Source organism: Polynucleobacter sp. AP-Titi-500A-B4, from assembly GCF_018688095.1.
Taxonomy (GTDB): Bacteria; Pseudomonadota; Gammaproteobacteria; order Burkholderiales; family Burkholderiaceae; genus Polynucleobacter.
Genome location: NZ_CP061311.1, coordinates 1,324,095 through 1,336,399, shown reverse-complemented (window position 1 = coordinate 1,336,399; position 12,305 = coordinate 1,324,095). Strand labels below are relative to the sequence as shown.

12 protein-coding genes are annotated in these 12,305 nt (G+C 46.5%); 8 read left to right on the top strand and 4 right to left on the bottom strand.

The features are described 5' to 3' along the window. Window positions 1-34 precede the first annotated feature (34 nt). The gene (locus FD968_RS06740) at window positions 35-1,030 is read left to right on the top strand and encodes a RodZ family helix-turn-helix domain-containing protein (RefSeq protein ID WP_215364901.1); all 996 of its coding nucleotides are present in this window, start codon (window positions 35-37) and stop codon (window positions 1,028-1,030) included. 27 nt (window positions 1,031-1,057) lie between these two features. Here the strand turns inward: FD968_RS06740 and FD968_RS06735 are convergent, their stop codons facing one another. The 3 genes from FD968_RS06735 to ppa form a co-directional block, all read right to left on the bottom strand. Next, on the bottom strand, window positions 1,058-1,396 hold the full coding sequence (locus tag FD968_RS06735; protein WP_215364898.1) for a P-II family nitrogen regulator: 339 nt from the start codon (window positions 1,394-1,396) through the stop codon (window positions 1,058-1,060). A gap of 71 nt (window positions 1,397-1,467) precedes the next feature. Next, on the bottom strand, window positions 1,468-3,087 hold the full coding sequence (locus FD968_RS06730) for an NAD+ synthase (protein WP_215364896.1): 1,620 nt from the start codon (window positions 3,085-3,087) through the stop codon (window positions 1,468-1,470). A gap of 42 nt (window positions 3,088-3,129) precedes the next feature. Continuing rightward, window positions 3,130-3,666, bottom strand: coding sequence for an inorganic diphosphatase (gene ppa, locus FD968_RS06725; protein ID WP_068948849.1), 537 nt, complete (start codon window positions 3,664-3,666; stop codon window positions 3,130-3,132). Window positions 3,667-3,838: 172 nt separating this feature from the next. Here ppa and FD968_RS06720 point away from each other — a divergent pair, with 172 nt between their 5' ends. The 4 genes from FD968_RS06720 (at window position 3,839) to FD968_RS06705 (ending at window position 6,885) form a co-directional block, all read left to right on the top strand. Next, window positions 3,839-5,899: a sodium-translocating pyrophosphatase gene (locus FD968_RS06720; protein ID WP_215364894.1), complete on the top strand. Its 2,061-nt coding sequence runs from the start codon at window positions 3,839-3,841 to the stop codon at window positions 5,897-5,899. A gap of 94 nt (window positions 5,900-5,993) precedes the next feature. Then, complete coding sequence (locus tag FD968_RS06715; protein WP_215364892.1) at window positions 5,994-6,170, top strand: hypothetical protein; 177 nt, start codon at window positions 5,994-5,996, stop codon at window positions 6,168-6,170. Between the two features lie 41 nt (window positions 6,171-6,211). Next, window positions 6,212-6,487 carry a type II toxin-antitoxin system VapB family antitoxin gene (gene vapB / locus FD968_RS06710; RefSeq protein WP_305848941.1) on the top strand — a complete coding sequence of 92 codons (276 nt, stop codon included), beginning with the start codon at window positions 6,212-6,214 and terminating at the stop codon, window positions 6,485-6,487. Then, on the top strand, window positions 6,487-6,885 hold the full coding sequence (locus FD968_RS06705; protein ID WP_068948847.1) for a type II toxin-antitoxin system VapC family toxin: 399 nt from the start codon (window positions 6,487-6,489) through the stop codon (window positions 6,883-6,885). The genes vapB and FD968_RS06705 overlap by 1 nt, the downstream gene beginning before the upstream one ends. Before the next feature lie 64 nt (window positions 6,886-6,949). Here FD968_RS06705 and trxB read toward each other — a convergent pair whose 3' ends face one another. Beyond that, window positions 6,950-7,906: a thioredoxin-disulfide reductase gene (gene trxB / locus FD968_RS06700; RefSeq protein WP_215364890.1), complete on the bottom strand. Its 957-nt coding sequence runs from the start codon at window positions 7,904-7,906 to the stop codon at window positions 6,950-6,952. Window positions 7,907-8,011: 105 nt separating this feature from the next. Between trxB and FD968_RS06695 the strand changes: the two genes are divergently transcribed. From FD968_RS06695 to serS, 3 genes are read left to right on the top strand one after another with little or no spacing between them, the layout of a single operon-like run. Beyond that, on the top strand, window positions 8,012-10,249 hold the full coding sequence (locus tag FD968_RS06695; RefSeq protein WP_215364888.1) for a DNA translocase FtsK: 2,238 nt from the start codon (window positions 8,012-8,014) through the stop codon (window positions 10,247-10,249). 8 nt (window positions 10,250-10,257) lie between these two features. Then, window positions 10,258-10,953, top strand: a complete 696-nt coding sequence (locus tag FD968_RS06690) for an outer membrane lipoprotein carrier protein LolA (protein ID WP_215364885.1) — start codon at window positions 10,258-10,260, stop codon at window positions 10,951-10,953. Between the two features lie 27 nt (window positions 10,954-10,980). Continuing rightward, window positions 10,981-12,291 (top strand): serine--tRNA ligase, encoded by a 1,311-nt coding sequence (serS, locus tag FD968_RS06685; protein ID WP_215364884.1) that lies wholly within the window; start codon window positions 10,981-10,983, stop codon window positions 12,289-12,291. The last annotated feature ends 14 nt before the right edge of the window (window positions 12,292-12,305 follow it).

The following is a 12,305-nucleotide window of genomic DNA, read 5'->3' as shown; positions in this document are numbered from 1 at the left end:
TTATCAAAATAACAAATAGTGAGATAGATCCTCAGTGGGCAATCAAGCAAAACTTCCAGAGATTCGAAAAGAAGCTTTTTTAAAAGCTCGGGAGAGTCTTGGTTTAAGCACGAAAGATTTATCTGGAATGGCTTGTCTATCTGTTCGCCAAATTGAACAAATCGAAAATGGTGAATCCAGTTCTTTCTATGGCCCACAAATTAAAGTCACCGCAGCAAAAAAAGTTGCAGCACTGTTAAAGCTGAAAGAAGAAGATGCTTTTGATTTTGGTGCCGCACCACCAGCGAAAAAAATAGATACCGAAGCGGTAGTGGCGGAGACAAAATCTGCTGACGCGAAAAATACTCTGCCAGTAGAAAAAAATACGGCACCAGTGAAGTCTAGTGAGATTAAGGCTGCTGCAAAAGTAAAAGAAACTAGTGTTATTTCATCAGCACCATCTAGTAATCAAAAAAATCCTCAGAAAAAATTATTGATTCTTTTGGGTATTGCTGTGGCATTAGTGTTTTCCGCTGTAAATCTGCGCCCCTTATTTTTTCCGGAGCCGGTGAAGGAGGAGGTCGTCATTATTGAAGAGTCTGCTCCAGTAAATCCACCAGCAGAGCCGCCGGTCGAGATTAAGCCAGAGGAAAAGCCGGGTGCAGCCGCCTTTGCCGTTGCCCCGCCTGCTTCGGTAGCTGCTCCAGCAGTTTCTGCGGAATGTCCTGCGGCTGATGCTTCAGCAGCGAGTTACAAAACGGATGCGCCTAAAAAAGCTGGTGATATGGTGTATTTGCAATCGAAGACTGCGCAAACGGTTTGTGTAGTTGATGCTAGCGGCAAGACTCAAAACAAAACCTTGGAGCCTGGAGTGGGAGCAAGTGTTTTCGGAAAGCCGCCTCTAAAGGTCTTAACCTCTGGGCAGGCTCAAGTGGATATGTATTACCAAGGCGTAAAAGTTCGCCTATCTAATACCACTGCTAAGACGATTATTTTGGAGCCGGTTGAAATCGTTCAGCCTGCCGCTCCAACAGATTCTCAGTTACGTTAATCCCTGAGTTTTTAAAAGGCGGTTTGATTAAACTGCTGATTCGTTTGTTTCGCCAGTGCGAATGCGAATAACCTGCTCAACTGCAGTAACGAAAATTTTCCCGTCACCAATTTTGCCGGTACGTGCAGCTTTGGTAATAGCCTCGAGTGCAACCTCAACACGATCAGTAGGAACAACAGCCTCTACTTTTACCTTAGGCAAAAAGTCGACTACGTATTCAGCGCCACGATAGAGTTCGGTATGACCTTTTTGACGGCCAAAGCCTTTGACTTCGGTCACGGTTAAGCCGGTAACGCCCACTTCAGCCAAGGCTTCACGAACTTCATCGAGTTTGAACGGTTTAATGATGGATGTAATGAGTTTCATGTATTTCTCCCTATTGCAGTAATCATACCTAGAACTGGAAGGAAGTGCCAAATTTGGCCTTCTCTGACCGTCTAAGCTCTAAATTGAGAGGTAATCGGATAGCGCCAGTCGCGGCCAAATGCGCGGGTGGTGACGCGTACTCCTGGAGGGGCTTGGCGACGCTTGTACTCGTTTAATTTGATCAAGCGGGTCACTTTTTCAACGCTCTCAGCGTCAAAGCCCGCGGCAATGATTTCTTGGATTGATTGGTTTTGTTCCATATAGCGCTCAACGATGCCGTCTAAGACTTCATAAGAGGGTAGGCTGTCCTGGTCTTTTTGATCGGGGCGCAATTCAGCGGAAGGGGCGCGTGTCAGGATTCGTTCTGGAATGATTGGAGCAATGCTATTGCGATAAGCACACAGGCGGTAGACCAAGGTTTTGGCGATATCTTTAATCACTGCAAAGCCGCCGGCCATATCACCATAAAGAGTGCAATAGCCAACAGCCATTTCACTCTTATTGCCAGTGGTGAGTACTAATCTACCTGTCTTGTTCGAGAGTGCCATGAGCATCGTGCCCCGCACACGTGCTTGAATATTTTCTTCGGTGGCATCGACCTTCATGCCCTTAAATTGCTCTGCTAAAGATTGTTCTAAAGCATCTACAGGACCACTAATTGGAATCTCATCATATTGAACGCCAAGATTCTTAGCTAGTTCACGGGCATCGATCCAAGAGATGTCGGCCGTATAACGGGACGCCATCATCACGGCACGTACTTTATCTGCGCCCAGGGCATCCACTGCAATGGCTAGTACTAGAGCAGAATCTACGCCACCTGAGAGGCCAATAATCACGCCTGGGAAGCGATTCTTGGTCACGTAATCACGAACACCCAAAACCAAGGCTTGATAGGCTTGCGCCTCAACGCTTTGGGGTGGAGAGATTAAGCCTTTTTCGAGCTCACCTGTGGGGCTAACATCCACAATACCTAGGCCAGTTTCAAACTGGGGCATAGACATCACCACTTCACTGCTTTTATTAAGCGCAAATGATCCGCCATCAAATACCAACTCATCTTGACCACCAACTGCATTGACATACACCAAAGGCATCTTAGTTTGGTCTATGTGGCTACGCAACACATCAATACGCAGTGCTTCTTTTTTCAGGTGATAGGGGGAAGCATTTGCAACGAGTAGGATTTTTGCGCCAGCAGCGTGAGCTTGTTTCGCAGGACTGGGGTGCCAAGCATCTTCGCAGAGAATCAAACCATATTGAATACCTTCGCATTCAAATACGCAGGGTTGATTACCAGGTACAAAGTAGCGCACCTCATCAAAGACTTCATGATTGGGCAATTCTTGTTTGGCATATCCTGCGATGACTTTGCCGTTGCGCAAAACAGATGCATAGTTTTGCAGACCCCTAGAAGTTTGTTTTGGATGACCTACGATGACCGTAAGGTCGGCATGCTGGGCCAACTCTTTCATCAAGATCTCAAGCTGCTGCTCCGCTGCTTGGATAAACGCAGGGCGTAGCAATAAATCTTCTGGGGGATAACCAGTAAGAGAAAGCTCTGGTGTCACCACGAGCTTAGCGCCTTGGGAAAAGGCCTCTAGAGCGGCTTTGTGAATCAGTTGCGCGTTGCCAGCCAGATCACCCAGTAGAGGGTTGATTTGGGCCAAGGCAATTTTTGGTGCGTTCACTCCGAATCACAAAGCCTTTGCTATTAATTAATGAGCGCTAGATTAAGCGTGCTCTTTGTTGTAACGATCGATGCCCTCAAGAATTTCTTTATGAGCATCCGCAACGCCACCCCAGCCTTTAACTTTGACCCACTTGCCTTTTTCAAGATCCTTGTAGTGCTCAAAAAAGTGTTGGATTTGATTTAAACGCAATGGGTTCATATCTTCTGGTTTTTGCCAATGGGTATAGATTGGCAAAATTTTGTCTTCTGGAACTGCCAACAACTTGGCGTCTTCACCGCCTTCATCTTCCATTTGCAAAACGCCAATCGCGCGGCAAGCAACTACCACACCTGGAATGAGGGGGAATGGAGTAATGACGAGAACATCAACAGGGTCGCCATCACCGGCGATCGTTTTATTGATGTAGCCATAGTTACACGGATAGTGCATTGCAGTGCCCATGAAACGGTCAACGAAAATAGCGCCACTCTCTTTATCCACTTCGTACTTCACTGGATCAGCGTTCATTGGGATTTCAATAATGACGTTGAAGCTCTCAGGGATCTTTTTGCCTGGCTTGACGTTGTCGAGACTCATAAATACTCCGAATAATGATTAGTAAATACCCTGATCCTATTGAGGGGGCGCAGGGGTGATTCTGCTACATACTGATACAGCTTAAAGACCATAGTTTAAAGCTTTCAGAAACGGGGTCTACCTAAGCGCGGTTAATACAAAACAATAAAGATCAACTTTAGGGAGTTCAAGTATGAGCAATGTCACTTTAGGCTTGTATTTTGCCTTGGCGTGCGGTGTCCTGGCCGTGATTTACGGTTTTGTGATGCGCGGCTGGATTTTGAAGCAAAGTACGGGCAATGCCAAGATGCAAGAAATTGCAGAGGCGATTCAGCAGGGTGCAGCAGCCTATCTATCGCGCCAATATAAAACGATTGCTGTAGTGGGAGTGGTTCTGACCATTCTGATGGCACTCTTTTTGGATTTTGCGACAGCGATTGGATTTGTCGTGGGTGCAGTCCTCTCTGGTGCTTGCGGCTTCATTGGTATGAATGTTTCAGTTCGCGCAAACGTGCGCACTGCTGAAGCGGCTACTAAAGGAATGAATGAAGCGCTTAACGTAGCATTTAAGGGTGGTGCTATTACTGGTATGTTGGTAGTAGGCCTTGGTCTCTTAGGCGTTGGCTTGTTCTTTATGTTCCTCGTCTCGATTGGCGCAGGACAAGACCTCTCTTCCGTATTGCATCCTCTCATTGGCTTAGCATTTGGATCTTCATTGATTTCCATCTTTGCGCGTTTGGGCGGGGGTATCTTTACCAAAGGTGCAGACGTTGGTGCTGACTTAGTTGGTAAAGTTGAAGCAGGGATTCCTGAAGATGACCCACGTAATCCTGCTGTGATTGCCGATAACGTAGGTGATAACGTTGGTGATTGCGCAGGCATGGCCGCTGACTTATTTGAAACGTATGCAGTGACCTTGATTGCAACAATGGTGCTGGGCTCACTCATGGTGACGGGTGCTCCAGTCGCAGCAATCGTTTATCCATTGGTGCTGGGTGGTGTATCGATTATTGCCTCCATCATTGGCTGTTCTTTTGTGAAGGCAACCCCAGGCATGAAGAACGTAATGCCTGCTTTGTACAAAGGCCTCATCATTGCTGGCGGTTTGTCACTCGTTGCCTTCTACTTTGTAACGAACTTCATCATGCCTGATGACGCATTAGGCATTCCAGGCAGTCAGTGGCGTTTATTTGGTGCAACGATTGTTGGCCTTTTGCTAACTGCAGCCTTGGTATGGATTACCGAGTACTACACTGGTACGCAGTTCAAGCCAGTACAGCATATTGCTGAAGCTTCAACCAAAGGTCACGGCACTAACATCATTGCTGGTTTAGGCATCTCGATGAAGTCCACTGCTTACCCAGTGCTGTTTGTTTGCGCAGCGATTTACGCAGCGTATTGGTTAGCAGGTTTGTATGGCATTGCGATTGCTGCTACTTCCATGTTGTCAATGGCCGGTATTGTGGTTGCCCTAGATGCATACGGTCCAATTACTGATAATGCAGGTGGTATTGCTGAGATGGCAGGTTTGCCACAAGCAGTGCGCGATATTACTGATCCATTAGATGCTGTAGGGAACACCACTAAAGCAGTGACCAAAGGCTATGCGATTGGTTCTGCTGGCTTGGCTTCATTAGTGCTCTTTGCTGACTACACCCATGCATTAGAGGGTATCGGTCAACAAGTATCTTTTGATTTGTCGAACCATATGGTGATCATTGGTCTGTTTATCGGAGGCATGATTCCTTACTTGTTCGGCGCAATGGCGATGGAAGCAGTAGGTCGTTGTGCTGGTGCGGTGGTAGAGGAAGTGCGTCGTCAGTTCCGAGATATCCCAGGAATCATGGAAGGTACTGCTAAGCCTGAATACGGCAAAGCTGTAGACATGCTTACTTCTGCAGCGATTAAAGAAATGATTGTTCCATCATTGCTTCCAGTAGTTGCACCAATTGTTGTTGGTCTCTTGCTTGGACCTGCTGCATTGGGTGGCTTACTCATGGGTACGATCGTGACGGGCTTGTTCGTAGCGATCTCGATGTGTACGGGCGGTGGCGCTTGGGACAATGCTAAGAAATATATCGAAGAAGGTAACTTCGGCGGTAAAGGTTCTGAGGCACACAAAGCTGCTGTGACTGGTGACACTGTAGGCGATCCCTACAAAGACACTGCTGGTCCTGCAGTAAACCCACTCATTAAGATCATCAACATCGTGGCATTGCTCATCGTGCCACTCTTGCCAGTGATCTCAAGATAACAATCGTTGTTGCGTAAATAAAAAGCCTAGCATTGCTAGGCTTTTTATTTACGGGTCTGAGATAGGCTGTAATGAGGGGGATTATTATTTGGGTATGAGTGAAATTGAAATCATAAAAATCCAGGTCGACCCAAGTAATCCAACAACATTCCCCAAGGGGTTTGTTGACAAATCTAAATTAGATGCAACCACCGAAGAGCAAATCATGCAGCAAGAAAAGCAAGATGATCTGGAGTGGGAATGCTTTATTAATAATTCCCCTAAGCTATAGATGCTTAGAAGGGTATTTTTTGGGGATTGCATAGGCGTTTGATGCAATATACAATTGCTATATACACTGGGAGATTAAAAATTATGGCTATTTCAACTGTTTTTACAAATAACCGGACTCAAGCCGTGAGATTGCCTGCTGAAATGCGGCTGCCAGAAAATGTTCGCAAGGTTAATGTTCGCGCAAAGGGTCGGGAGCGAATAATTGCCCCAATTGAAAACATGTGGGACAACTACTTTTTGGGCGATGCTCGTGTAAGTGATGATTTTATGAATGAAAGAGGCTCTCAAGAGCAAAGTGATAGAGAGTCTCTCTAATGCTTAAGTACTTGCTAGATACCAATATTGTTATTTATGTAATGAAGCGAAAGCCACTAGAAGTGCTTAAGGTCTTCAATAAAAATGCAAACCGAATGGCTATATCAACAATTACGTTGGCGGAGTTGATGTATGGCGCAGAAAAGAGTCAACAGGTTGAAAGTAATCTTAATAACATTGAAGACTTTGTCAGTCATTTAGAAGTTTTACCGTATGACATAAATGCAACCCAGCATTATGGTCAAATCAAATCATTCTTGGAGAGTAAGGGTAAACCTATTGGAGTAAATGATATTCATATTGCGGCTCATGCTAGAAGTCATGGTTTAACCCTGGTAACAAATAATCTATCCGAATTTAAAAGAGTCCCTAATCTTGCCCTTGAAAATTGGGTTTAGAAAAAACGTCCCAATAAAGATGCCTAGCATTTCTAGGCATTTTTATTATTATAAGTTTAGAAACTTATTCCAAAGTCTCTAAATAACGCTGTGCATCCAATGCAGCCATACAGCCTGTGCCAGCGCTGGTAATAGCTTGGCGATAGATGTGGTCTTGTACGTCACCAGCAGCAAACACACCAGGGATGTTGGTAGCTGTGGCATTACCCTCAAGGCCTGAGTGAGTTTTGATGTAGCCGTTATTCATATCGAGCTGACCAACAAATAGGTCGGTGTTTGGTTTGTGACCAATCGCAATAAAGGCGCCAGTTACTGCAATATCTTCAGTGCTGCCATCTTGTTTCTTGATGCGAACACCAGTCACACCTTTTTCATCGCCGAGAACTTCGTCAAGAGTGGCATTCAATTTCAGCTCCACTTTGCCTTCAGCAACTTTAGCCATCAGGCGATCATTCAGAATCGGCTCGGCACGGAATTTATCGCGACGATGAATCACGGTCACTTTTTTAGCAATGCCAGTGAGGTAGAGCGCTTCTTCAACCGCTGTGTTACCGCCACCGACTACACACACATCTTGATTGCGGTAGAAAAAACCATCGCAAGTTGCACAACCAGAAACGCCGCGACCCATGAATGCTTCTTCACTGGGCAGGCCAATGTATTGAGCGGACGCACCTGTGGAAATAATTAAGGCATCGCAGGTGTAGGTTCCAGAATCGCCAACCAAGCGAATCGGCTTCTCTTTAAGCGCTGCTGTATGAATATGATCAAAAATGATTTCGGTATTAAAGCGCTCAGCATGTTTCAAAAAGCGGTCCATCAGCTCTGGGCCTTGGACGCCATCGGCATCAGCTGGCCAGTTTTCAACGTCAGTGGTAGTCATCAATTGACCCCCTTGAGCCAAGCCAGTAATGAGGGTAGGCTTTAAATTGGCTCGGGCGGCGTAGACTGCGGCGGTATAGCCAGCAGGGCCTGAACCGAGGATAAGAACTTTGGAGTGTTTTGGGGTATTTGTAGTCATACCCAAATTATAGATTTGCTTGTTTACAATCAGCAGAACATGGCCAGAACCGTATACCCGAAGTCCCAATTACCCCAGCCCCCAGATAATGGTGGGCAAGGCCGGATGCCCCGCCTGCTCCTAGAGGCGCGCTGGTTCATTTCCTTGGGTCTATGCCTTGGACTATTTGCCATTTTGCTGACTTATTCCAAGGCGGATCCAGCCTGGTCCCATGCTAGTTTTGAGGCCCCTAAGAACCTGGGTGGTCGTTTTGGCGCCTATTTAGCCGATTTAATGCTTTATATCTTTGGTATTTCTGCCTTTTGGTGGGTGGTGCTTTTTGGACGTCGGGTTCTCCATGGCTGGCGTGAGCTCTGGAGTATTCCATTGCCCCCTGATCCAGATGCCAAGCCCGACTCTTTATTAATGCGTTGGTTGGGCTTTGGCCTGACTTTAGTTTGCAGTATGGGTCTTGAGTCTATTAGGATGCATTCGCTGTCCTGGGAGCTCCCTAGACCGCCTGGTGGCATTTTGGGTGAGTTGATCGGTGACCCCCTGCAAATGTCCTTAGGTTTTACAGGTGCAACGCTCGTTCTTCTCTTTGGGCTCTGTGCTGGACTGTCTTTGTTCCTCCATTTCTCTTGGTTGGATGTTGCAGAAAAAGTAGGGCGCTTCTTAGAAGTGACTTTTCTACGCATTCGTGAGCATCGAGACAGTGAAGAGGATCGTAAGCTTGGTGAAGCTGCAGCTGAAGAGCGCGAAGAATTTGTTGAAGAGATTCGGGGGCGCGTTGAAGTGGCAGCCCCAGTTCAAATCGTGCGTGCTCCAGTAGAGATTCCAAAGAGTGCCCGGGTAGAGCGTGAGAAACAACAACCATTATTTGTTGACATTCCTGATTCAGAATTGCCTCCACTTGCATTACTCGATCCAGTGCCAGAAGCAAAAGAAACCATCTCTGCTGATGTTTTGGAATTTACCTCTCGTTTAATCGAGCGCAAGCTAGCAGAATTTAATGTGCAAGTAACGGTCATTGCTGCTTACCCTGGTCCAGTAGTTACGCGTTACGAGATTGATCCAGCGATTGGTGTGAAGGGTAGTCAGATTGTGAACCTCTCTCGCGACCTGGCTCGCTCACTAGGTGTTGTGAGTATGCGTGTTGTGGAAACAATTCCAGGTAAAACTTGCATGGCTTTGGAATTGCCAAACCCAACACGTCAGTCGGTTTACTTGTCAGAGATTCTGACTTCACAGGTCTACAACGACAACCATTCATTGCTCACCCTCGCTTTAGGTAAAGATATTTCTGGTAGCCCCATGGTGGCTGACTTGGCGAAGATGCCGCACTGTTTAGTAGCGGGTACTACTGGTGCTGGTAAGTCAGTTGGTATCAATGCCATGATTCTGTCTCTGCTCTTTAAGGCCAAGCCTGATGAAGTGCGTCTGATCATGATTGATCCAAAGATGCTCGAGATGGCTATCTATGACAAGATTCCACACTTGCTTTGCCCAGTGGTCACTGATATGAAGCAAGCGTACAACGCGCTGAACTGGGCTGTAAATGAGATGGAGCGTCGCTACAAACTCATGAGTAAGTTTGGCGTACGTAATCTTGCTGGTTTTAATAAGAAGATTCTGGAAGCAGAAGAAAAAGGTGAGAAGCTCACCAATCCATTTAGCTTGACACCGGACGATCCTGAGCCAATCTATAAAGCGCCCGTCATCGTCATCGTGATCGATGAGTTGGCTGACTTGATGATGGTCTCCGGCAAGAAGATTGAAGAGTTGATTGCGCGTATCGCACAAAAAGCACGTGCTGCTGGTATCCACTTGGTATTAGCGACACAACGTCCTAGCGTTGATGTGATTACCGGCTTGATTAAAGCCAACGTACCAACTCGCATTTCTTTCCAGGTCAGCAGCAAGATCGACAGCCGTACGATTTTGGATCAGCAGGGTGCAGAAGCATTGTTGGGTATGGGTGACATGCTCTACATGGCCCCAGGTACTGGATTGCCTGTGCGTGTTCATGGTGCATTCGTATCGGATGATGAAGTACACCGTGTGGTGGAGTGGCTCAAAGAGAAGGGCGAAGCCAATTACATCGATGGCGTGCTCGAAGGCGCAGATGAATCTAATATCGATGCTTTAACAGGTGAGAGCGGTGGTGAGGCTGACCCTCTCTATGATCAAGCGGTTGCCATCGTTCTAGAAAATAAGCGTCCATCGATCTCATTAGTTCAGCGTCACTTGCGCATTGGCTACAACCGCGCGGCACGCTTGCTCGAGGATATGGAAAAAGCCGGTCTTGTATCGAAGATGGGCAATGGCGGCAATCGCGAGATTTTGCATCGCTCTTCAGAGTAGGAAACACCTTGCAAAGATTCTTATCTGCAGTAACGATTCAAATCACCTTCGGTATTGCAACGATTCTATTTTCAGGTACGGCAATCTCTCAAAGCGAGAGTGGTGCAGAGCAGCTGCGTCAGTTTGTGCGGAATTCCAAAACAGCAGAAGGTGACTTTATGCAGCAACAGTTGCGCGCACCTAAGGCAAATGAGTCACAAGACAAAGGTCTTAAAGTGGTTCGTCAAACACAAGGCCGCTTTGTATTTCAGCGTCCTGGTCGTTTTGTTTGGGATACTCAAAAGCCCTATGAACAAAAACTGATCGCCAATGGCAATCAACTCATTTTGTGGGATAAAGATTTAAATCAAGCAACCTTTCGCCCAGCTGGGCAAGCGCTGGCATCGACACCAGCAGCTATTCTGTTTGGTGAAAATTCTTTAGATCAACATTTTGATTTAATTGAAGGCGAGGAGCGCTCTGGTATGAAGTGGGTTGCCTTGGTTCCGAAAAGTGATCCCAATGCCAAGAAGCAAAATGATTTGCCGTACACCAAGATTTCGATCGGCATGGCGAATGGCCTACCTAAAGCATTGGAGTTAATGGATGGCCTAGGCAGCGTGGTTCTGGTTACTCTGGATAAGATCCAGCTCAACGTCAATTTGCCAGTCAATCGCTTTAATTTCACCCCACCCGCAGGGGCTGAAGTCTTACGCTTAAACTAGAGCCTATATTGAAAACTAGAGCAACATATGATCGATCCGCAATTACTCCGTAAAGATATCGCTGCAGTAGCAGCGCGCTTAGCTACTCGTAAATTTCAGCTTGATGTTGAGAAATTCAACGCCCTGGAGTCTGAGCGCAAGTCTTTGCAAACCCGTACCGAGGAATTGCAAGCAAAGCGCAATCAATTATCAAAAGCGATTGGCATGAAGAAGGGCAAGGGCGAAGATGCCTCTGCTGAAATGGCTGAAGTTGCCGGGGTCAATGCTGATATGGAATCAGGTGCCGCTCGTTTAGCTGTTTTGCAGGCAGAGATTTCTGATTTCTTGATGGGGATTCCAAATTTACCTGACGAGTCTGTACCAACTGGTAAAGATGAAACTGAAAATCAAGAGATCAAACGTTGGGGTACAGAGCCCATGTTTGATTTTGAGGTTAAAGATCACGTAGATCTTGGTGGTCCATTAGGATTAGATTTTGAAGTAGCAGCGAAGATCAGTGGTTCACGCTTTGTTGTTCTCAAGGGACCAATCGCGAGATTGCACCGTGCTCTAGCGCAGTTCATGATCGATACTCACGCTACAAATCATGGTTACCAAGAAGTGTATGCACCCTACATGGTAAATGCTGCTTCCATGCGTGGTACTGGCCAACTACCTAAATTTGAAGAAGATCTCTTTAAGGTGCCACGTCAGATGGGTGGCGAAGATGGGGCAGGCGAGGCCAAGACAGAAAACTTCTATCTCATTCCAACGGCAGAAGTTCCGGTAACCAATTTGGTTCGTGATGAGATCGTCAACGCAGATACTCTGCCATTGAAATTTGTGGCTCATACTCCGTGCTTCCGTTCTGAAGCCGGTAGTTATGGTCGTGATGTGCGCGGTATGATCCGTCAACATCAGTTCGACAAAGTCGAGTTAGTGCAAATCACCAAACCAGAGGACTCTATGCAAGCCCTTGAGGATTTAACGGGTCACGCAGAAAAGATTCTTGAATTACTCGAGTTGCCTTATAGAAAAGTATTGCTCTGTACTGGTGATATGGGATTCGGCAGTACGAAGACCTATGACCTAGAGGTATGGGTGCCCTCACAAAAAGCCTATCGCGAGATTAGTTCGTGCTCAAGCATGGGTGACTTCCAAGCACGTCGCATGCAAGCTAGATTTAAAGCAGGTCAGGGCAAGCCTGAATTGGTTCATACCTTAAATGGTTCTGGACTAGCAGTGGGAAGAGCATTGGTTGCATTGATCGAAAACAAGCAACAAATCGACGGCAGTATTGCGATTCCTAAAGCACTCCAGCCTTACTTGGGTGGCGTAGAAGTACTCAAACCAGTTTAATAATTAATCAAGCA

Excerpts from the sequence above, each read along its gene's own strand:
- serS (WP_215364884.1), top strand. The coding sequence starts at position 10,981 with ATGATCGATCCGCAATTACTCCGTAAAGATATCGCTGCAGTAGCAGCG.
- FD968_RS06705 (WP_068948847.1), top strand. The coding sequence starts at position 6,487 with ATGCTTAAGTACTTGCTAGATACCAATATTGTTATTTATGTAATGAAG.
- FD968_RS06695 (WP_215364888.1), top strand. The coding sequence starts at position 8,012 with ATGCCCCGCCTGCTCCTAGAGGCGCGCTGGTTCATTTCCTTGGGTCTA.
- ppa (WP_068948849.1), bottom strand. The coding sequence starts at position 3,666 with ATGAGTCTCGACAACGTCAAGCCAGGCAAAAAGATCCCTGAGAGCTTC.
- FD968_RS06720 (WP_215364894.1), top strand. The coding sequence starts at position 3,839 with ATGAGCAATGTCACTTTAGGCTTGTATTTTGCCTTGGCGTGCGGTGTC.
- FD968_RS06735 (WP_215364898.1), bottom strand. The coding sequence starts at position 1,396 with ATGAAACTCATTACATCCATCATTAAACCGTTCAAACTCGATGAAGTT.
- vapB (WP_305848941.1), top strand. The coding sequence starts at position 6,212 with ATGCAATATACAATTGCTATATACACTGGGAGATTAAAAATTATGGCT.
- trxB (WP_215364890.1), bottom strand. The coding sequence starts at position 7,906 with ATGACTACAAATACCCCAAAACACTCCAAAGTTCTTATCCTCGGTTCA.
- FD968_RS06715 (WP_215364892.1), top strand. The coding sequence starts at position 5,994 with ATGAGTGAAATTGAAATCATAAAAATCCAGGTCGACCCAAGTAATCCA.